Source organism: Trinickia dinghuensis, from assembly GCF_003367175.1.
In the GTDB taxonomy this organism is placed as follows: Bacteria; Pseudomonadota; Gammaproteobacteria; order Burkholderiales; family Burkholderiaceae; genus Trinickia; species Trinickia dinghuensis.
The window spans coordinates 42,918-63,180 of the sequence record NZ_QRGA01000001.1 but is presented as its reverse complement, the minus strand read 5'-3'; the positions used below and the strand labels follow the sequence as shown (position 1 = coordinate 63,180).

Sequence of the window (20,263 nt, the reverse complement as noted above, 5' to 3'; positions counted from 1 at the left end):
TCCTCTCGTCTTGCATGTTGAATCAGGTTACCTGATAATGAATTCAAGCTGACGAGGAAGATCCGATGAGCGTGCCCTACGACGTGCCGTTGCAAGACATGTGTTTCGTGATTGAACGATGGCTGGATGCCCCGGCATTTTGGCGCGAGGTTCCGCAATGGACCGACCTCGACCTGGCGATGGCTCGGCAGGTGTTGGAGGAAGCGGGGCGGTTCGTCTCCGAACGCATCGCGCCGCTGAACGGCCGCGGCGATTGGGAAGGATGCCGTTTCGACGGCGGCGACGTGAGGATGCCGGCGGGTTTTCGCGAGGCATATCGCGAGTATGTGGACGCCGGCTGGCCCACGCTGTCTCTCGACGTCAGGCACGGCGGCCAAGGCCTGCCGCATTTGCTCGACGTCGCGCTGCAGGAAATGCTGGCCGCGGCGAATCACGCGTGGCTAATGTCGCCGGGGCTGACACACGGTGCGACCGCGTGCTTGGGCACGCACGGATCGCCGTGGATTCGGCAGACACTGTTGCCGAAGGTGGCGACGGGCGAATGGCTCGCCACGATGTGCCTGACCGAACCTCAGGCGGGCAGCGATCTTGCGCTGCTGCGCACGCGCGCTGTGCCGGACGCCTCGGGAGAGTCCTATCGAATCAGCGGTGAAAAAATCTTCGTGACGGGCGGCGAGCACGATCTGACCGATAACATCGTGCATTTGGTGCTGGCTCGATTGCCGGATGCGCCGCCCGGGACAAAGGGGCTGTCGCTGTTCGTCGTGCCGAAATGGCTCGACGCGCCAGCGGGGCGCGCGCGCAACCCCGTCCATTGCGAAGGCATCGAAAAAAAGATGGGGCTCAAGGCGAGCCCGACTTGCACGATGCGCTTCGATGACGCCGTCGGTTGGCTAGTGGGCGAGCCCCACGGCGGGCTGGCATCGATGTTCGTCATGATGAATGCCGCGCGGCTGCAGGTCGCGATGCAGGGAGTCGGTCACGCGCAGCGCGCGTGGCACAGCGCATCGTCGTACGCGTTCGAACGTATGCAGGGACAAGCGGTTGCACGAGAGGCGCACGGCGGAGCCGGTATCGCGACCGTACCGATTGCGCGGCACCCGGCAATCCACCGTCAACTGGCACAGGGGCGAGCGATCGTCGAAGCCGAGCGGGCGATCGGCTACTGGGCCGGCTACTGGCTCGACGTGGCGGAGCACCACCCGCAAGCTGCGCAACGGCAAACCGCCGCTACCTTGGCCTCGTTGCTGACGCCGATAGTCAAAGCATTCTTCACGGCCAACGGCTTCGCGGCGGCATCGAATGCGCTGCAAGTGTTCGGCGGCTACGGCTACATCCACGAGTTCGGAATCGAGCAGACCCTGCGCGACAGCCGTGTGGCCATGCTGTACGAAGGGACGAACGAGATTCAAGCCATCGACTTGCTCAAGCGCAAGGTGTTGGCGGATCGCGGGGCGGGCTTGCAATTGCTGGTGTCCGAGCTGTCGGCGGAGGCGACGCGCTGCGAGGAGAGCCGCGATACCGCGGCGCAGGCCGCCGGAGTGCGTCTTGCCGCGATGTGCGCCAATATCGTTCGTGTGACCGAGGATGTCACCCGCGGCGGTGCCAGCGATCCAGAATTGCCGTACCGGATCGCCGATGACTATCTAGCGCTGCTCGGGTGGGCGCTGCTGGCCTTTGCGTGGGCACGCACGCTGCGGATCGTGGCGCGGCAATCGGGCAACGATCCGTTCGACGCCGACAAACGCGCGCTCGGGACATATTTCTTCGCGGATCCCGTCACGGCGTTCGATGATCGTTGCACTCGGATCGAGGCGGGGTGTCGAGCGACATTGCCGAGCCTGGTCGAGTCATAGACGGCGCGTGCGGGAAGGCGCGGCTGTCGCCCAATGTGTCGTGGGCATTCGGACGGTAGGGTAAGATGGCCCGCGATCAGCCTTCCCACACCGACATGAGTGCGCCTCCCGCCAAACCATCAAGTCAAAAGTCCGCCGCGCGTTCGGACAGCGAACCGACAGACGCCCGCTCGCAGCGGCGTCTCATCTACTTGGTCGCTCATTTGGACCGGCTCTTGCGGCGTCGTATGAGCGGTGCGCTTGCACCGCTCGAGATCACGCTGGCTCAATACACGGCGCTTTCCGTGCTGGAAGCGCGCGGTGCGTTGTCGAACGCGCAACTCGCCGAACGCTCGTTCATTACGCCGCAATCGGCCAATGAAGTGATGAGCGCCATGGTGAGCCGCGGCTATGTTGCGCGCGAGGCGGCGCCTAGCCACGGCCGCATCATTTTGCTGCGTTTGACGGATGAAGGCGCCGCGGCCCTCAGAGAGTGCGAACGAGCGCTGCGACCCGTGGAGCGGGCGATGGCGGGAGACTTGACGGCGGCCGACGCCGCGCAGCTTCGTCATACATTGACAAGCTTCGTGCATAACCTCAGCGATTGAATTTCGCCGCGTTTAGTCCACCGCGCGTTCAGCACGCCGGCCGGTAAGTCATGCGCGGCGGCACGTGCTGTGCGCGGGGTTTCAACTCATGCACGGCACGCGGCCGATCAACCTGCCTGATGGTGCCTGAGCGCGGTATGCAGCGCTTGGGCCAATTGCAGCTGGGCAAGACGGGCCGCGGGAACGGTACCTCCCATGCTGATGAACCCGTGAGCAAGGCCATGGTATTCGACGACCATGACGTCGTTTCCTGCTTGGCGCAATCGCGCGCCGTAGGCCAGCGCCTCATCGCGCAGTGGATCGTGGGTCGCGACCTGTAATAGCGCTGGCGGCAGGCGAGAGCAATCATCGGCCAGCAGAGGCGCAGCCAACTCGCTTGCCGGTGGCTGTGTCGAGCCGAAGTAGCAACGATTGAAGAAATCGACCGTGCGCATCGTCAGTGTCGGACCATCCGCATATCGTCGACGCGAGTCGGACTCTCCAAAGTGCCCGGCGCCCGCGGCCGGATAGACGAGCCCCTGATAGACAATCGCCGGCCCATGCCGGTCGCGCGCAAGCAGGCAGACGACCGTCGCGAGCACGGCGCCTGCGCTATCGCCCGCCACTGCAATCGGCGCACGTTCTCCGGCCAGCATTCCTGCGTGAGCCGCTGCCCACTCGAGCGCCGTCCAGGCATCGTCGACGGCTGCAGGAAACGGGTGCTCGGGCGCCAGACGATAGTCGACCGACACAATCGTCGCCTGGCTGTCGGCGCAAAGTTGACGGCATACGCTGTCGTAGCCGTCCAGGTCGCCCAGTACGTACCCACCGCCATGGTAATAAACGATGACTCCTGCCGATGCGCCCTGCCGCGGACGATAGATGCGCACGGGCACCGAGCCGCTCGTTCCGGCGGCAATTTCGTCGGAGACCGCCACGGCCGCCGGCCGAACGTCGTTGGCCGCCAAGATCTGCCGGTACACCCCCCGGGCCGCGGGCGGGGGAAGATCGGCGAAATCCGGGACGCCTGCTTCGCGAGCTTGAGTGAGGATAGCTTCAAGGGCTTGGTCGAGTTGCATGGTCGGAGCGTTTGATTAGCGTGGGAAAGGATATGTCGCAAAATGATTATTAAATATAACTATATTGGCGCGCAATCGAAATGCAGGCGATGTAGGGAAAACCTGGTGGTAGGGATCCGTCACCTATTCCAATGCAATGTGCACGTTTATGCACGTTTACATTCTTGTTTGTGCACGATAACATGCGTGTATGAACGATGATCTTCCCCTCGCCCGACGCGACGAAATCGCCTATCGGCTGGCACAAGGCCAGCCGGTCGTAGCGGCCACGCTCGCGGTTGAATTCAATGTTTCCGAAGATGCCATCCGCCGCGACCTGCGCGCGTTGGCGGCCGAAGGCCGCTGCCGCAGGGTCTACGGCGGCGCATTGCCGATCACGCCTGCTTCCGCGCCGATGGCGGCTCGAATGGACGAAGGTCGCGAGCAAAAGGCGGCGTTGGCTCGCGCAGCCATTCCCCTGATCCAGCGAGGCGAACTGCTGTTCCTCGATAGCGGCAGCACCAATCTCGCGCTGGTCGATCTGTTGCCGGAGGAAAACGACCTTACGGTGGCAACCAACGCCATCGACATCGCCGCCGCCGTACTTCGCCGAACGGATCTGCAACTGATCATGATCGGAGGCGCTGTCGATCCCGCGGTGGGCGGCTGCGTCGATGCCACCGCCTTGCAGGGTGTCGAGCAGTTGAATATCGATCGATGCTTCATAGGCGCGTGCGCCATCTCGCCGAAGAGCGGCATCAGCGCATTCGGTCTCGCCGACGCCACGTTCAAACGCGCGCTCCTCGCCGCCAGCGAGCACAGCGTGGTGTTGGCCACCAACGACAAATTCACCGCGCGCGCACCGCATCGCGTCGCGGCGATCAAGTCCATCGAATGCGTGATCGTCGAGCATGACTTACCGCGCGCGGAGCACGCAGCCCTATCGAAAGCGGGCCCGTCGATCTTGAAGGCCGAACCCTCGATCAGCCTATGAACATGCAGCCCATTTCCGCACAAGCCGATGCAATGGCTTCCGACCAGCCTGCCGCGCGGCTTGCCACGCGCCTTGCCTTTCTTGTCGCCGGCTTCGGCGTTGCGTGCTGGGCGCCGCTCGTGCCGTTTGCGAAGCAGCGGCTCGGCGTCGACGATGCCGTGCTAGGCATGCTGCTGCTGTGCATCGGACTCGGATCGGTGATCGCCATGGTGATCACGGGTGCGGTCAGCGCGCGCTATGGCAGCAAGCCCGTCATCGTTGCCGGCGGAATCGGGTTGGCCGTGATCCTGCCGCTATTGGCCATCGTCAGTACGCCGGTCTCGCTCGGCATCGCTTTGCTGGCGTTCGGCGCTTCGCTCGGTTCGCTCGACGTGGCGATGAATATCCACGGCGTGGAAGTCGAGCGGGTGGAACAGAGGCCGTTGATGTCGGGCTTTCACGCGCTGTTCAGTGTCGGCGGATTTGCCGGTTCTGCCTTGATGACGTTTCTGTTGTCGGTGCAAACTGGAATACACGCCAGCACCTTGCTGTGTGCCGTATTGATGCTCGGTGCGATCGCGCTCGCAAGGCCGCGTCTGATGGCTACGGCCCAGGATGACGACAGCCCGCTGTTCGTCACGCCGCGCGGCATCGTATTGGTACTCGCCGCTCTCACCGCGATCACGTTTCTCGTCGAAGGGGCGTTGCTCGACTGGAGCGCGCTGCTCATCACGCGCAAGGGGCTCGTCGCGGCCGCGCAAGGCGGGCTTGGCTATATGCTGTTTTCCATCGCGATGACCGTGGGGCGACTGGGCGGCGATGCGATAACCGCACGCGTCGGAGATCGATCCGTCGTGTTCTGGGGAGGCCTGCTCGCAACGGCGGGGTTCGTCGTACTGCTGACCGCACCGATCGCGGCGCTTGCGATGCTCGGCTTCCTGCTGATCGGCTTCGGCGCATCCAACGTCGTGCCGGTACTGTTCCGCAAGGCGGGCTCGCAACGTGCGATGCCGTCTACGCTGGCGGTCGCGGCGATCACGACGACCGGTTATGCCGGAAATCTCGCCGGCCCGGCTGGCGTGGGTTTCGTTGCCAACAAGGTGGGACTGCCGGGTGCGTTCTGGGTGTTGGCCGCGCTGCTCTTTCTCGTTCCGTGCTGCGCTCGGCTGGTTACTGCGAAGCGGCCCTAAGCACTGCGAAACACGCCTAGGCGAACCTTCATGATTCAATCGGTTCGATCGGATCGCAATTGGAAATGGCCGGTCTTTGCGCGAGGCATGGACCGGCCATTGAGCAGTAAGCTCCGAACGATTGCGCCCCCGGTTGTCATCCCGCGGGCGCATCGCCAAGCGTCGAACCGCGCGGCTTAAACTCCGTTCGCCTTCAGGCGTGCGTCATACCAGCGGGCGAACTGCTCGAGCGCGCCTTCGGTGTATTTCGAATACGGGCCGGGAACGTAGCCCGGATCCTGCGTCCCGTTGTGCGTGTTACCGACGAGATCCGCGTCCTGCGTCGTCGTGGCGACCCACACTTCGGTCAGCTTCGTCAGGTCGTAGTCAACCCCTTCCACCGCATCTTCATTCACGAGCCACACCGTACGCACGCGCGTCTTGTCCGGAGCAAGCGGGATCGCATAGGCGATCACGGCATGGTCGCTCATGACGTGCGTCCACGAGTGATGCCCCCACATATGCACGTCGCCGAGATCGCGGCGTTGCAAGTTGCCCAGCAGCTTCGTGCTCGCGACCTTGGTGTCCATCGTTTGCGATTCGCCGGCATTGGCAATCACGAGCCGCTGCGAACGGAAATTCGTTTCGACGCTTTCGTCGAGCGATTCGAACAATTCGCAAACATAGCCGTCCTTCTCCCATTCGTCCTTGCGAGCGGCGTTGTGCGCGAGATACTGCTCGTAGTCGGCCAGCGATTCTTCGCTTTGGCCATCGGGGCAGTAGCCGAAATCGTGCGCGAGAAACGACTGAGTCAGTTCCGGATGCGTACCGCCGCAGTGGTAGCACTCGCGGTTGTTCTCCATGACGAGCTTCCAGTTCCCGTTCTCGACGATGTCCATTTCGTACGCGATCTTCGTGTGCTGCATGTCGTACGGCGCGAAGCGCGGTGTCATGACCGTCTCGAGCTTCGCAATGTCTTCCGGCGCTTCATCGGCCAGGCAAACGAAGACGTGCGCGCCGACAACCTTGATATGCACCGGAATCAGGCTCTTGCAATCCTTGTCGAATTCCTTGCCCATGTGCGTCGCGTGACGCAGGCTGCCGTCGAGGTCGTACGTCCACTGGTGATACGGGCAAACGAGCATGCCGACGGTGACCTTCCCGGCGTTCTTGACGAGCCGCGAGCCGCGATGCCGGCAGATGTTCCGGAAGGCGCGGATGTTTTCGTCGTCGTCGCGCACGATCAGGACCGACGCCTTGCCGATATCGACTGCAAAGACGTCGCCCGGCTCGGGAACGTCGGCGGTCACGGCCACGAGAATCCACCGCTTCTGAAAGAAGACGTTCACGTCGGTTTCGAACACGTCCTGCCGTCCAAAAAGCTCGCCTGACATCCCGCATCCGGGCTCCCGGCTGTCGAGCAGTTCACGGTGGGTCTTGATGGGAATGACGGTCATGGGGGGCCTCCGATAGGTAGATTTTTTCCCAATGCATTGAATCGGGCTATGCGCGGAGTATTGGATCGGCGATGGATAGCGTCAACGCGCTTTATTTTTCCCATCGCATTACTTTATGTTATGCAGCGCCGGAGGGATTTTCGGTAGCCTTCGATGTGCCTCGCGGAAGAACGGCAGCCCCCTGGCGTTTGGGACGCGATGCTGCCGCGTCTTGACTGAAGCGCCTTTTGAACTGACGATTTGCGGCTCCGGAGCCATGAGACAAACAGCGGGTCGAAATGACAAAAGCAACTAAGGGATACCGGCGAATCGTGCCGTCCTTGACCGCACTGGTCGAGTTCGAGGCGGTGGCCCGCCTGGGCAGTTTTACCCGGGCAGCAACCGAATTGGGTGTGACTCAGGCCGCCGTCAGCCGGCAGGTGCGGTTTCTGGAGGAGGCACTGGGCGTGCGCCTGTTCCACCGTCTGCATCGTTCGATTGCGCTGACCAGCGAGGGCGAGGCGCTCTATGTGGTCGTGGCCGAATCGATGCAGAAGATCGCCGGTGTTTTCGATCGTCTGTCGATCGGTGCGGAGCAGCAAGAACTGGTGCTCGCATCCACGGCGCCGTTCGCGCAACTGCGATTGCTGCCGAGGCTGCCGAACCTCAAGCACCTCGACCCGCCCTTGCAGTTGCGCTTGACCACGCAGATGTTCACGGCGGACCTTCGGCATGTCGAGGTCGATGTTGCGGTGCGTTATGGCGACGGCAACTGGGGCGACGGTACGTCCACGCTGCTGTTCGATGAAGAGGTATTCCCGGTGTGCTCCCCGCGTTTTCTCGAAGAGAACGAAGCATCGGACTCGCTCGAGACGCTTGCTGCCTTGCCGCTCATCGAATCGGATTCGACCTACGAGGGATGGATGGGCTGGGAAGCGTGGTTTCGGTCAGCCGGCCACCGCCCGGGAAAATTGAACTACGTGCTTCGCAGCAGCTTGTATACGGATGCGGTCCAGGCAGCGAGGTACGGCCAAGGCGTTGCGCTCGGCTGGAGCCGCCTAGTACACGACCTGCTGGCGAAAGGCGAACTCGTGCGTCTGACGAGCGCATCGTGCAGGCCGCCCGAGGCCTATTACGTCATCGTCCCTCATGGCCGAACGATTAGCCCTGCAGTCACGCGATTGATCGAGTGGCTGCGCGAAGAATCCCCTATCAGTTAAAGCTAAGTTTCAAGGATAGTGATGCGACTCGAAACGCAAGAAGCTCTTTCAATCGCCCGGCAGGCGATACTCGCCACCGGCGCCAACGACGCCATCGCCAGTTCGCTGGCCACCGCTACCGTTTCCGCCGAATGGGCCGGTAGCCGGGCAGTCGGCTTTGCCCATCTTCCGGACTATTTGGATGGATTCGTCCAAGGCCGAATCTCGAAGTCGGCTGAACCGACCATCACCTCTCCGGCGCCGGCCTTGACGCAAGTCGACGCGCACGGCGGTGTCGCCCAGCTCGGCTTCGATCGTGCGTTCGATCAGATCGTCGAGCGCGCGAACGCCTTCGGCGTGACCGTCTTTGCACAGGTCAACAACTATACGGTCGGCGAACTCGGCTACTACCCGCGGCGTCTTGCCGAGAAGGGTCTGGTCGCCCTTGCCGTCACGAACGCGACGGCTCAGATGACGACGCTCGATAGCCGTAAGCCGCTGTACGGGACGAACCCGATGGCATTCGCGGCCCCGCGTGGCGGCAGCAAGCCGTTCGTGATCGATCAGGCGACCAGCGCGACCGCCTTCGTCAACGTTCGGAAGGCAGCCGAAAGCGGTGAAGCGATTCCTGAAGGCTGGGCGGTCGATGCGCACGGCGAGCCGACGACCGATTCGCGCAAAGCCGTCGAAGGGCTCTTGTTGGCGTTTGGCGGCGCGCGCGGCGCCAACCTCGCGCTCATGATCGAGATCATGGCGGCCGGCATGACGGGCGGGAATTGGTCGATGGATGCGCCGTCGTTCGCTTCCGGAAGCGAGTGTCCGGCGGTCGGCTTGTTCGTCGTTGCGATCAAGCCGGATTTGCTCGTGCCGAACTTCGTCGAAAGGCTGGCGGCGCAAATCGACCGGCTTGCGGGGCAGGGCGTAAGAATCCCCGGCAGCCATTTGAATATCACCGAGCTCGATATTCCCGACGAAGTGCTCGCTAGGGTCCGCGAATTCAAGCCGCTTGCGTGATGGACCGAGCGCCCGGCCTCTGGAACCAAGCCGGGCGCTCGGAGTTGCTTCGGATCCGCATCGGATTCAAAGCGGATCATGCCCACCCATTGCCGCATTGCCGACAGTGACGCTGATCTGGCCGGCCCGGCGTTCACTGCCGAGGCCGGCCAAACTGCGTTGCCGCTTAAGCGGCTGCTTTCAGGCTGCCGTGCGGGTCGATCACGAATTTCTTCGGCACGCCCGAATCGAATTCGGCATAGCCGCTCGGCGCATGGTCGAGTTCGATGACGGACACGTTCACGACCTCGGCAATATTCAGCCGATCGAACAGGATGGCCTGCATCAGATTCCGGTTGTACTTCATGACCGGCGTCTGGCCCGTGAAGAACGAGTGCGACTTGGCCCAGCCGAGGCCCAAGCGTACCGAAAGGCTGCCATGCTTCGCCGCGGAATCGACCGCGCCTGGATCGTCCGTCACATACAAGCCGGGGATGCCGATCTTGCCGGCGGCTCGCGTGACTTCCATCAGCGAATTGAGGACGGTGGCGGGCGCCTCGTGTTGCGAACCCGCGTGGCCATGGCCACGGGCTTCGAAGCCGACGCAGTCGACCGCGCAGTCCACTTCCGGTTCGCCGAGCAGCGCGGCGATCTGATCGGCGAGCGAGGCATCCTGAGAAAGGTCGACGGTTTCGAAGCCGACGCTGCGGGCGTGTTCGAGGCGCTTCGGATTGACGTCGCCGATGATCGTCACGGCGGCGCCGAGCAATCGAGCCGATGCGGCCGCTGCCAGGCCGACGGGGCCGGCGCCGGCGATATAGACCGTCGAGCCGGGGCCGACGCCCGCGGTCACCGCACCGTGATAGCCGGTGGGCAGAATGTCCGACAAGCACGTCAGGTCGCGAATTTTGGCCATGGCGCGGTCGCGGTCCGGGAACTTGAGCAGGTTGAAATCCGCGTACGGAATCATGACGTATTCGGCTTGGCCGCCGATCCAGCCGCCCATGTCGACATAGCCGTAGGCGCCGCCCGCCCGCGCGGGATTCACGGTGAGACAGACGCCCGTGTTTTGCCCCTTGCACATCGGGCAGCGGCCGCAAGCGACGTTGAACGGAACGGACACCAAGTCGCCTTTCTTCAGCGTGACGACATCCGAACCCACTTCGATGACTTCGCCGGTGATCTCATGACCGAGAACGAGGCCGGCCGGCGCCGTCGTACGACCGCGCACCATGTGTTGATCGGAGCCGCAAATGTTCGTGGCGACCACGCGGAGGATGACGCCGTGATTGGCCTTGCGGCCGGCAGGATCGACGAGTTCGGGGAAGGCGATGCTACGGACTTCGACTTTCCCGGGCCCAACGTACACGACTCCACGATTACCTGACATGAATGTCTCCCAGTGTTATGCAAGCGTTATGCAAGATTGAAAAGCGAGCCTTTGCGGCAACGCTCATAGCCAGTCGGTCTCGAAGCTGCAATCGGTAAGCGAGACGCAACCGTGCTCGGTGAGGACGACCTGCTGTTCGAGCTTGACGCCCTGCGTGCCGCCGTCCGCGCCGATATAGCTTTCGACGCACACCGTCATGCCGACTTCGAACCGGCCGTCGTAGCCCGCGCTTTCCCAATCGACTTGGTGTGCGATCGAGGGATACTCGTCGACCATCCCGATACCGTGTGCCAGGCAGCAGTACCGGTTTTTCACGTATTGATCGGGGATCTTCCAGGCCTTTTCCGAGAACTCGCGGAACGTCATGCCCGGTTGCAGCAGGTCCATGTTGCAATGGACCTGCGAGTAGGCGAGGTCGTACAGCTTGCGCTGTTCGTCCGACGGCTTCCCGTCGCCCACGAGCCAAGTGCGCGAAATATCCGAGCAGTAGCCGTTCGGCCCGACCATGTCCGTGTCGAAGGCCAGCAGGTCGCCCTTCTGCAGGACACGCGATGAGCACTCGTGCATCCACGGGTTGGTTCGATCGCCGGAAGCGAGCAGTCGCGTTTCGATCCACTCCCCGCCGTGCCGGATGTTTTCGTAATGGAGGTTCGCCCAGAGGTCGTTCTCGGTGATGCCGGGCCGCAGCTCGCGCCGCATGCGCTCGATGCCCTTCTCGGCGGTGCGCAACGATTCGCCCATCAAGACGAGTTCGCCGGCCGATTTGATCAGCCGCGCAGGCTCCATCAGCGCCTGGCCGTCGAGCAGGGTGATGCCGTGCTTCTCGAGGTAGGCCGTGCCAAGCGGATCGAGCCGGTCGACGGCCAGCAGGCGTTCGCCGGGTGCATGCTTGCGGAAGACGTCGACGATCTCGGCCCCCCAAGCTTCGGCGCGGCGCTCGACTTCCGGGCCGGCGTTGAAGAAGGTCCAGCTGATGGGATGGCGCAGTTCGACGTCGTGGCCCAGCCCATCCCAGACATGGTCGCTGCTGTGAAACTCCCAGGCGATGATGCGGCCGTTCGCGAACACCATGACGTATCGCGCGGGATTGCGTCCCGACCAGACCTGCATGTTGGACGAATCGGTTGCATATCGAATGTTCACCGGGTCGTACAAGAGGATGGCCGCGCACTGATGCTTGACCAGTTGCTCCTGCACGCGTGCGAGCCGATACGCCCGTACGTCGCGCAAGATCGCCTCTTTGTTGTCCGGTTCGACTGCGCTGCTGACATCGGAAAGATGATGGCCCGCCATGCTGCTCCTCCTGGAATAATTTTGTGGGTGTGTTTTTTGAGAACGAGCGAGTCCTACGGGTGCGTCAAAGCCCGCTGTCGAGAATCCGGTAATCGCTTAGCGCGTGTATTGCGTTATTGCGTCTTCGCCGACGGGCGATAGCGCCACTGTTACAGTTCGAGCACCAAGTCCGACGTCGGACGGCTGCAGCAGAGCAGCCGCATGCCCTTCTGAATCTCTCGCTCGCGAATCCCGCCGTTGTGTTTCATGTCGACCTCGCCCTCGAGCACCTTGGTCTTGCAGGTGCCGCAAATGCCTTGGCTGCAAGACGAGGGAATCGCGACGCCGGCCTTTTTGGCGGCGGCGAGCACCGTTTCCGTCGCGCTCATCGTGAACGTCTTCGACGAACGCGAGAGCTTTACGGTGAAGGTTTCTTGGGATTGGAACGCATCGCACTTCGGCGCGGCCGTTGCCGCGGGCGCGGCGTCGGCGGTGGCGTTCGCGGCGAAATTGAAGCTTTCCTGGTGATAGTGCGCCGGATCGTGACCGCCTTCGCGGAGCACCGTCTGCACCGCGTTCATGTAGCCGGCCGGGCCGCACGTGAATACTTCGCGCTCGGCATAATCCGGTACCCACTGGGAAAGAAGCTGCAAGGTTAGACGCCCCGTGGGGGCCGGCCAGTCGTTTTCATTGCCGATGCCTTCGCAGAGGAAGAACGTACGCAGGCGAGGCGAGAGCGCGACGAGCCTTTCGAGCTCCTTGCGGAAGACGATATCGGCCGGCGTCCGCGCGCTGTGAACGAACACGATGTCGCGGTCCAGTCCGAGGTCGAGGCTCGCGCGCGTCATCGACATCAGCGGCGTGACGCCGGAGCCCGCGGACAGATAGAGCGATTTCTGGGCGCTCGGCGCCGCTGTCGGCGTGAAACTGCCGGACGGGCCGAAGGCGCGCAGTTGGCTGCCCGGTTTCATGTTGTCGTGAAGCCAGTTCGACATCGTGCCGCCCGGCACGCGCTTCACGGTGATCGACAGCAGATAGGGGCGCGTCGGCGGCGATGAAATCGTGTAGCAGCGCTGAACCGTCTGGCCTTGTACGCTCGCCGATACCGTCATGAATTGGCCGGGTTCGAAGCGGACCGGCGTGCCGTCGCCTACGCGGAATTCAAAGCTTTTGACGTCGTGGGTCTCGTCGACCACGCGGGCGCAGGTCAGGATCTGCGCCTCGCTGCTCGCCCAAATCGTCGTGCCGGTTTCCCAGGTGCCGGCGTTCGAGAGCCGATCTTCCACTTGCTGCGCAGGAACGAACATTCTTTCTACCGAGTTCATAGCATCAACACTTTCTATCGGAACACCGTGCGCGCTCATTTCGCTGCCTACCAGCGCGTGAACTGCTCAGCGTGCGTTGTCGTGAATCGCGAAAGCGGGGCGCCGTTTTGGACGTGCTGCCGGGCTCTTCTTCTGGTATTGCTGTTCGAGGTTCAGAGTGCCTTCGCTGTGATCCGAGTATTGGTGGGCGGCGAGGGCAGCGTCAATGCGCTTTATTTTCCGGACGCTATTACATTAGGTTATGCGTCGCGCTCGAGGGCGTGCGTGCCATGCGAGGACGCTATGCCGGCCATGGAGCGGCTACCTAAACGTCGGATTTCTTAGGATTTTCCCGTATACGGCACATTGTCTTCTTGCTTAATACAATGTGTAGACACAAAATGATCGCAACAGGAGAGCGGTATGAAGCAGAACGTCGTCGAGATTGACCGTGAGGACGGGCAGGCATCGTCCTTGGACCGCAAGGGCGCACTGGGGCAGGCGTTGCGCCATCGCATCCTCAGCATGGAGCTTGCGCCCGGGGCAACGCTGGACGAGGTCGCGCTGAGCGAGGAGTTCGGGTTGTCACGCCCGCCGGTCCGTGAGCTCATGCGCCAGATGGCGGCCGAGGGCTATATCGAACTCGAAGCGAACCGCGCGCCGCGCGTGGCTTCGATGAACTACGACTCGCTGCGCAACTACTTTTTGGCGGCGCCTTTGATCTATGTGGCGACGACGAAACTGGCGGCGACGCATGCCACGCAGGCTGAAATCGACGACCTGAAGCGGATCCAGGAGCGGTTTCGAGCAGCGGTGGAAGGGACGGACGTAGACGATCGAGTTATGCAGAACGACGCGTTTCACCTGGCAATCGGCAAGATGGCTCACAACCCGTATCTATTGCCGAGCCTGTGCCGCCTGCTGATCGACCACGCAAGGCTGGGCAAGACGTTCTACCAGCCGCGCGACGACAGCATGAATGCCGAACTCGTCGAAGCCATCGAGCAGCACGAGGCCATCATCGATGCGATCCAGCGCGGCGATGCCGAGGCCGCCGGCGAAGTCGTGCGTGCCCACGTTTATCTGGCCCGGCGAAACATGGCGGCGTACGTCGCGCCCGAAGGCATCGACGTGCGGCTCGATTTCTAGCTTCACGAACCGAGCAGTTCGTTCGGTTCCTCACCGGAATCCCATCTTCGAGAGACTGACATGACCGATTTGCTGTCCAAGAGCGAGTACCAAAAGATTGCGCGCGAACTGAAGCTGCCGACCCAGGCCATCGTAGACGGCAAGGCCTGTGGTGCGGCGTCGGGCGAGACGTTCGCGACGACCAACCCCGCAACGGGTGAGCATCTGGCCGATCTGCCGGCCTGCTCGAAGGCCGATGTCGACGTGGCCGTCGCGAGTGCGCGCGCGGCATTCGAGGACGGGCGCTGGTCGAAGCTTCATCCGAACGAGCGCAAGCACGCGATTCTGCGATTGGCCGACCTCATGGAGCAGAACGCGCTCGAACTGTCCGTCATGGAAAGTCTCGATGCCGGCAAAACGATCTTCGATTGCCAGACGGTCGATATTCCCGAAACGATCCACGTCATGCGCTGGCATGCCGAGGCGATCGACAAGATCTACGATCAGGTTTCACCCGCATCGGACAACCACATCTCGATGATCGTGCGCGAGCCGGTTGGCGTGGTGGGCCTGGTATTGCCGTGGAATTTCCCGCTGCTGATGCTCGCATGGAAGATCGGCCCGTCGCTCGCGGCAGGCTGCTCGCTGGTCGTCAAGCCGGCCGCGGAGACGTCGCTGACGACGCTGCGCGTTGCGGAACTCGCACTCGAGGCGGGCATTCCCGCCGGCGTGTTCAATGTCGTGACCGGCAGCGGTCGTGCCGTCGGCGAACCCATCGGTCGTCATCCCGACATCGACATGGTGTCTTTCACGGGCTCTACGGTTACCGGCCGTCGTTTCCTGGGCTATTCGGCCGAGAGCAACCTGAAAGAGATCGTGCTCGAGATGGGCGGCAAGAACCCGTGCGTCGTGATGTCCGATGCAACGGACCTGGATTCGGTGGCTGCCCATATCGTCAACGGCGCGCTTTGGAACATGGGCGAGAACTGCTCGGCGATTTCGCGGCTCATCGTGCATCGCGACATCAAGGCGACGCTGCTCGACAAGATCAAGAAACTCGCCAACGATTGGAAGGTGGGCGATCCGCTCGACCCGGCAAACCGAGTCGGCCCGCTGGTCTCGCAGCAGCACTATACGAAGGTTGCATCGTACCTGACCGGTGACGTCAAGGTGCTCTATGGCGGTCAGACGAGCGAAGGCCGCTACGTTCACCCCACCATCGTCGAAGTCGAAAGCAACGACGCGAAGCACGCACGCGAAGAAATTTTCGGTCCGATCTTGACAGTCATTACCGTCGACAGCCTGAACGAAGCGATCGAGATCGCTAACGACACCGAATACGGCCTCTGTGCTTCCGTATTCATCGGCAACGGCAAGCGTGCGATGCGTGCGGCGCGCGCGATTCGCGCGGGCACGGTGACGGTGAACGCGTTCGGCGAAGGTGACATCACCACCCCGTTCGGCGGCTACAAGCAATCGGGCTTCGGTGGACGCGACAACTCGCTCCATGCGCACGACCAGTACACGCAACTGAAGACGCTCTGGCTCGACCTGAACGATAACGAAGAGAACGACGAGTAACGAAATGAAAGAATTTCAATTCACCGGTGTCAATCTGGCAATTAGTACTCCTAATGACTCGAACGGAAGGATCGATTACGATCGACTGGAGCAACTGATCGAGCGATACATCGCCGTCGGCATTCGCGGGTTCGTGCTCAGTTCGGGCACGGGCATGCACGTCTATCTTTCTCAGGAAGAGTCGAAGACGCTCATCGCTTTCGGGGCGAAGATCATCAAAGGACGAGCCAAGATCATTGCGCAGACGTCCGCGCTGCTCGTCGACGACGTCGTGGAGCGGACGCGTTATGCGGCCGACTGCGGGGCTGACGGCGTGATGGTGCTGCCGCCGTTCTTCGAAGGACCGACCGATGACGATGGCGTATTCGAGTTCTACTCGTCGGTTGCGCGCGGCGGCTTGCCGATCATCGGCTACAACGTGCCGCAGGCCGTGGGCGTCGAGATCACGCCGTCGCTCTTCCGGCGTCTCTACGAGATTCCCGAATTCGTCACCGTCAAGGACAGCAGCGGCGATTTGGCCAAGCAAGCCGCGCTCGCGCGCACCGGCCTGCCGATGATGAACGGTGCGGACCCGCTCGTCCCGTACGCGCTCTTTGCCGGTACGAAAGGCCTCATCTGGGGCGGCGCAAACTTCGCGCCGAAGACCTGCTTGGAGGTGGTTAAAGCCGCGCAAGAACACCGGTGGGACGACGCGCGGGAAATTTGGCGCTTGCTCGAACCGGCAATGTCGCTGATTTGGGAAGGCGACTACGTGCAGTCCGTCTATGCGGCTGCGGAGATGACCGGCTATGGCGCGGGCAATCCGCGCCGTCCGTTGTCGCGCCTCTCGGCTGCGAAGATCGATGCGCTGAGGACTGCCCTCGGCGATCTGGTCGAGCGAGAAAAGTCGGCGGTTTAACGTAACGGATCGGACGGAAATATGAAGTTCGTAGCGAGCAAACTGCCGCAGCATCTGGGCCAATCCGGCTGGGTCCAGATGCTGCCTCCGCGAACGCCGCGCGCGTCGCTGAACGGTACCGTCAATGTCGACGTCGTGGTCATCGGTGGGGGCTTCGCCGGCCTTTCGGCGGCGCGGCGTTTGTCGCAGCTCGATCCGAAGCTGAAGGTCGCCGTTTTGGAAGCCGGGGAAATCGCCGAGGGTGCGACCGGGCGCAATTCGGGCTTCATCATCGATTTGCCGCACGAAGTCTCGTCGGAGGACTACGGCGGCGGCGAGACCGACGAGCGTCGGCACGATATCAAGGTTCACCGGATGGCGATCGCCCTCGCTCGCGACCTGGCCGTCGAGAAGGGCTGGGGCAAGGATATTTTCGATCCGTGCGGGAAGTACAACGTTGCCCTGGGACCGCAGGGCGACAAGCACGTCGTGTCCTATGCGAAGGAGCTCGACAAGGTCAACGAAGCGTATCGCCTTTTCGATGCGAAGGAGATCGCGGCGGTGACGGGGACGACCTCGTTCACGTCGGCGATCTTCACGCCGGGTACCGTGATCATCCAACCCGCCGCCTATATCCGCGGATTGGCCGATTCGTTCAGCGGCCCGGTGCGGTTGTTCGAGAACACGCCGGCTCTGTCGTTCGAGCGCCAAGGTTCGTCCTGGTGCGTCAAGACACCGAACGGCGCCGTGAACGCCGGGAAGATGATCCTCGCGAACAACGGACAGGCTCAGAACTTCGGCATTTTCCGCGGCGTTCTTCTTCACGTCTATACGTACGCATCGATGACCGAAGCGTTCGATCCATCGTTGATGGGCGGGGAGCGATCCTGGGCGGCGACCCCGGCGTTCCCGATGGGCACGACGGTGCGCCGCGTAAAGGGAGAAGAAGGCGATCGGTTTTTGATTCGCTCTCGTTACACGTACAACCCGACGATGCGGGTTAGCGAGGGGGCGATCGAACGCGCGGGCCGCGTGCACGACCGCAAGTTCGAGGCACGCTTCCCGATGCTCAAGGGCGTGCGTATGCAGTACCGATGGGCCGGCGCCATGGCGCTGACGTGGAACGGCGTGCCGGCGTTCGGCGAGATCGAACCGGGCCTCTTTGCGGCGATCGCCTGCAACGGCGTGGGCGCGACGAAGGCCACGGCATCCGGGATCGCGGCGGCCGAGGCGGCGTTGGGTATCGATTCGTGGCTGGTGCAGGTCTTCAAAGGCTTTTCCGCACCGAAGCGGCTTCCGCCGCAACCGTTTTTGACGATCGGCGCCACGGCAAATCTAAGCATGAAAGAGTGGTCGGCAGGTCTGGAGTAATGAATCACGAATCGCAAATCATGAATTGCCGTTTCGCATCCGCGAAGCGGCACCGCTTCCGGCGTGTATCGGAAGGATGGAGGAGAAAATGGACTGGATAACAAAATTCCCGCACATGCAGGACGACACGCTTTTGCACATGAAGCGATCGATCGATGACGGGTTCCGCGCATTCACTGCCGCCTATGGCGATTCCGTCGATGCGGCGTTTCATCCGCTGCAGCAATTCCTGATCGCCGCGGAGCGTTTCATGACGCACACGCCCTGGCCGATCATCATGTTGCTGGTTCTCGCAGTCTCGTGGATTGCCAGCCGAAATTGGAAGATCGTCGCCGGGTGTCTCGTAACGCTTGCGTTGATTGGGTATCTGGACATGTGGGAGGACACGATGAAAACCGTGTCCATGATTTTCGTGTGCACCGTCTTGTCGATTGTTTTCGGTTTGCCGATCGGCATTCTGATGGCGAAGTCGGATCGTGTGAGGAAGATGATCGATCCGATACTCGACGTGATGCAAACGATGCCCAGCTTCGTTTATCTGATCCCGGTCGTGATGTTGCTCGGCATCGGCCGCGTGCCCGGACTCATTGCCGTCGTCATCTACGCGATTCCGCCGATGATCCGGCTGACCAATCTCGGCATTCGTCTCGTCGACCGAGACATTCTCGAAGCCGCCGATGCGTTCGGTTCGTCGGGCTGGCAGCGTCTCTTGAAAGTGCAGTTGCCGCTCGCGCTCCCGACCATCATGGCGGGCGTCAATCAGACCATCATGATGGCGTTGGCCATGGTTGTCGTCGCGGCGATGATCGGCGTCGAAGGCCTCGGTCAGCCGGTGCTGAAGGCGATTGCCAACCAGTACTTCACGCTCGGCATCTTCAACGGTCTTGCCATCGTGGGCATCGCGGTCATCTTCGACCGGGTCAGCCAAGCCTATGGCAAGCGTCTCCAAAAGCACCAGGAGGTGGTCCATGGCTGAGATCAAATCCGGTGGGATCAAGATCCAACATCTGTACAAGATCTTCGGACCGAAAGCCGCATCCTATGTCGAAGCCGTCAAAGGCGGATTGTCCAAGGCGGACTTGCTTCAGCAGTCGGGTCACGTGCTCGGTTTGCGCGATATCAATCTGGATATTCCCGCGGGCTCGATTCAAGTGATCATGGGCCTGTCGGGCTCGGGCAAATCGACGCTCATTCGGCACATCAATCGTTTGATCGATCCGACTGCCGGTGAAGTGCTGATCGACGGTGTCGACGTGTGCAAGATGAAGACGCTGAAGTTGCGCGAGTTTCGCCGCCGCCATACGGCGATGGTGTTTCAGAAGTTCGCGCTGCTTCCTCACCGCAACGTGCTCGACAACGTGATCTACGGTCTCGAGATCTGCGGCGTGTCGCGTAGCGAGTCGGTTCAGACGGCCATGCGCTGGATCGAACGTGTCGGCCTGAAGGGATTCGATCAGCGCTATCCGAATCAGTTGTCGGGCGGCATGCAGCAGCGCGTGGGCTTGGCGCGAGCGTTGGCCATGGACGCCCCGGTTTTGCTGATGGACGAAGCCTATTCCGCACTCGATCCGCTGATTCGGATGGATATGCAATCGGTGCTGCTCGATCTGCAAAAGGAAATCCGCAAGACGATCGTCTTCATTACGCACGACCTGGACGAAGCGCTGCGGCTGGGCGACCAAATCGCCATCCTGCGCGACGGCAACATCGTCCAGCAGGGCACGAAGCAAGACATCGTCCTGCGCCCGGCCGACGAATATGTGGCTAACTTCGTCAAGCAGGTGAACCGTGGACGCGTCGTGTCCGTCGAGGCAGTGATGAGCCCGTTGCACGCGGGAGTTGCAGTGGGCGGAGAGAGCGTTGCGGCCGGCACGACGGTCGAGGATGCGATTTCGATGCTCACTCGCCATGCCGGCGCCGACAGTTTGACCGTCGTTGGCGAAGGAAACCAGCCCCTCGGTACGGTGACCCTTCGGCAATTGGCCTGTGCATTGACGACGACATCGGAAGCAGGATGCTACGCGGCCGGCTCGCAGGCCGATCAGCGGGCCTTCGCGGATGCGTCCCTTGCCGTCTCTCGCGGGTAACCG

17 protein-coding genes are annotated in these 20,263 nt (G+C 62.2%); 12 read left to right on the top strand and 5 right to left on the bottom strand.

Annotation, left to right across the window (positions count from 1 at the left end; all coding sequences use genetic code 11):
• Positions 1–65: 65 nt before the first annotated feature.
• Entirely contained in the window at positions 66–1,856 is a 1,791-nt protein-coding gene (locus DWV00_RS00255; protein WP_115531547.1) for an acyl-CoA dehydrogenase family protein, read from the top strand.
• Positions 1,857–1,951: 95 nt separating this feature from the next.
• Complete coding sequence (locus DWV00_RS00250; RefSeq protein ID WP_115532179.1) at positions 1,952–2,443, top strand: MarR family winged helix-turn-helix transcriptional regulator; 492 nt, start codon at positions 1,952–1,954, stop codon at positions 2,441–2,443.
• Between the two features lie 107 nt (positions 2,444–2,550).
• Here the strand turns inward: DWV00_RS00250 and DWV00_RS00245 are convergent, their stop codons facing one another.
• Entirely contained in the window at positions 2,551–3,501 is a 951-nt protein-coding gene (locus tag DWV00_RS00245; RefSeq protein ID WP_115531546.1) for an alpha/beta hydrolase, read from the bottom strand.
• 190 nt (positions 3,502–3,691) lie between these two features.
• Between DWV00_RS00245 and DWV00_RS00240 the strand changes: the two genes are divergently transcribed.
• Positions 3,692–4,474: a DeoR/GlpR family DNA-binding transcription regulator gene (locus tag DWV00_RS00240; protein ID WP_115531545.1), complete on the top strand. Its 783-nt coding sequence runs from the start codon at positions 3,692–3,694 to the stop codon at positions 4,472–4,474.
• Between the two features lie 32 nt (positions 4,475–4,506).
• Entirely contained in the window at positions 4,507–5,643 is a 1,137-nt protein-coding gene (locus DWV00_RS00235) for an MFS transporter (protein WP_115532178.1), read from the top strand.
• A 176-nt stretch (positions 5,644–5,819) separates the two neighbouring features.
• Here the strand turns inward: DWV00_RS00235 and DWV00_RS00230 are convergent, their stop codons facing one another.
• Positions 5,820–7,079, bottom strand: a complete 1,260-nt coding sequence (locus DWV00_RS00230; protein WP_115531544.1) for an aromatic ring-hydroxylating oxygenase subunit alpha — start codon at positions 7,077–7,079, stop codon at positions 5,820–5,822.
• Between the two features lie 278 nt (positions 7,080–7,357).
• Between DWV00_RS00230 and DWV00_RS00225 the strand changes: the two genes are divergently transcribed.
• Entirely contained in the window at positions 7,358–8,278 is a 921-nt protein-coding gene (locus DWV00_RS00225; protein ID WP_115531543.1) for a LysR substrate-binding domain-containing protein, read from the top strand.
• A 21-nt stretch (positions 8,279–8,299) separates the two neighbouring features.
• Positions 8,300–9,271, top strand: a complete 972-nt coding sequence (locus tag DWV00_RS00220; protein ID WP_115531542.1) for an Ldh family oxidoreductase — start codon at positions 8,300–8,302, stop codon at positions 9,269–9,271.
• Between the two features lie 166 nt (positions 9,272–9,437).
• On the opposite strand, the gene fdhA is transcribed toward DWV00_RS00220, so the two are convergent.
• From fdhA to DWV00_RS00205, 3 genes are all read right to left on the bottom strand, one after another.
• Positions 9,438–10,640, bottom strand: a complete 1,203-nt coding sequence (gene fdhA / locus DWV00_RS00215) for a formaldehyde dehydrogenase, glutathione-independent (protein ID WP_115531541.1) — start codon at positions 10,638–10,640, stop codon at positions 9,438–9,440.
• Between the two features lie 63 nt (positions 10,641–10,703).
• A complete protein-coding gene (locus DWV00_RS00210) occupies positions 10,704–11,933 on the bottom strand; it encodes a M24 family metallopeptidase (protein ID WP_115531540.1) in 1,230 nt (409 codons plus the stop codon).
• Positions 11,934–12,082: 149 nt separating this feature from the next.
• Positions 12,083–13,237 (bottom strand): FAD-binding oxidoreductase, encoded by a 1,155-nt coding sequence (locus DWV00_RS00205; RefSeq protein WP_115531539.1) that lies wholly within the window; start codon positions 13,235–13,237, stop codon positions 12,083–12,085.
• Between the two features lie 402 nt (positions 13,238–13,639).
• On the opposite strand from DWV00_RS00205, the gene DWV00_RS00200 reads away from it, so the two are divergent.
• From DWV00_RS00200 to DWV00_RS00175, 6 genes are all read left to right on the top strand, one after another.
• The gene (locus tag DWV00_RS00200; RefSeq protein ID WP_115531538.1) at positions 13,640–14,365 is read left to right on the top strand and encodes a GntR family transcriptional regulator; all 726 of its coding nucleotides are present in this window, start codon (positions 13,640–13,642) and stop codon (positions 14,363–14,365) included.
• A gap of 60 nt (positions 14,366–14,425) precedes the next feature.
• Positions 14,426–15,925 (top strand): aldehyde dehydrogenase, encoded by a 1,500-nt coding sequence (locus tag DWV00_RS00195; RefSeq protein WP_115531537.1) that lies wholly within the window; start codon positions 14,426–14,428, stop codon positions 15,923–15,925.
• Positions 15,926–15,929: 4 nt separating this feature from the next.
• Positions 15,930–16,823 carry a dihydrodipicolinate synthase family protein gene (locus DWV00_RS00190; protein ID WP_115531536.1) on the top strand — a complete coding sequence of 298 codons (894 nt, stop codon included), beginning with the start codon at positions 15,930–15,932 and terminating at the stop codon, positions 16,821–16,823.
• A gap of 21 nt (positions 16,824–16,844) precedes the next feature.
• Entirely contained in the window at positions 16,845–18,173 is a 1,329-nt protein-coding gene (locus tag DWV00_RS00185; RefSeq protein ID WP_115531535.1) for an NAD(P)/FAD-dependent oxidoreductase, read from the top strand.
• 88 nt (positions 18,174–18,261) lie between these two features.
• On the top strand, positions 18,262–19,149 hold the full coding sequence (locus DWV00_RS00180) for an ABC transporter permease (protein WP_115531534.1): 888 nt from the start codon (positions 18,262–18,264) through the stop codon (positions 19,147–19,149).
• A complete protein-coding gene (locus DWV00_RS00175; protein WP_115531533.1) occupies positions 19,142–20,260 on the top strand; it encodes a quaternary amine ABC transporter ATP-binding protein in 1,119 nt (372 codons plus the stop codon). Before DWV00_RS00180 ends, DWV00_RS00175 begins: the two co-directional genes overlap by 8 nt.
• The last annotated feature ends 3 nt before the right edge of the window (positions 20,261–20,263 follow it).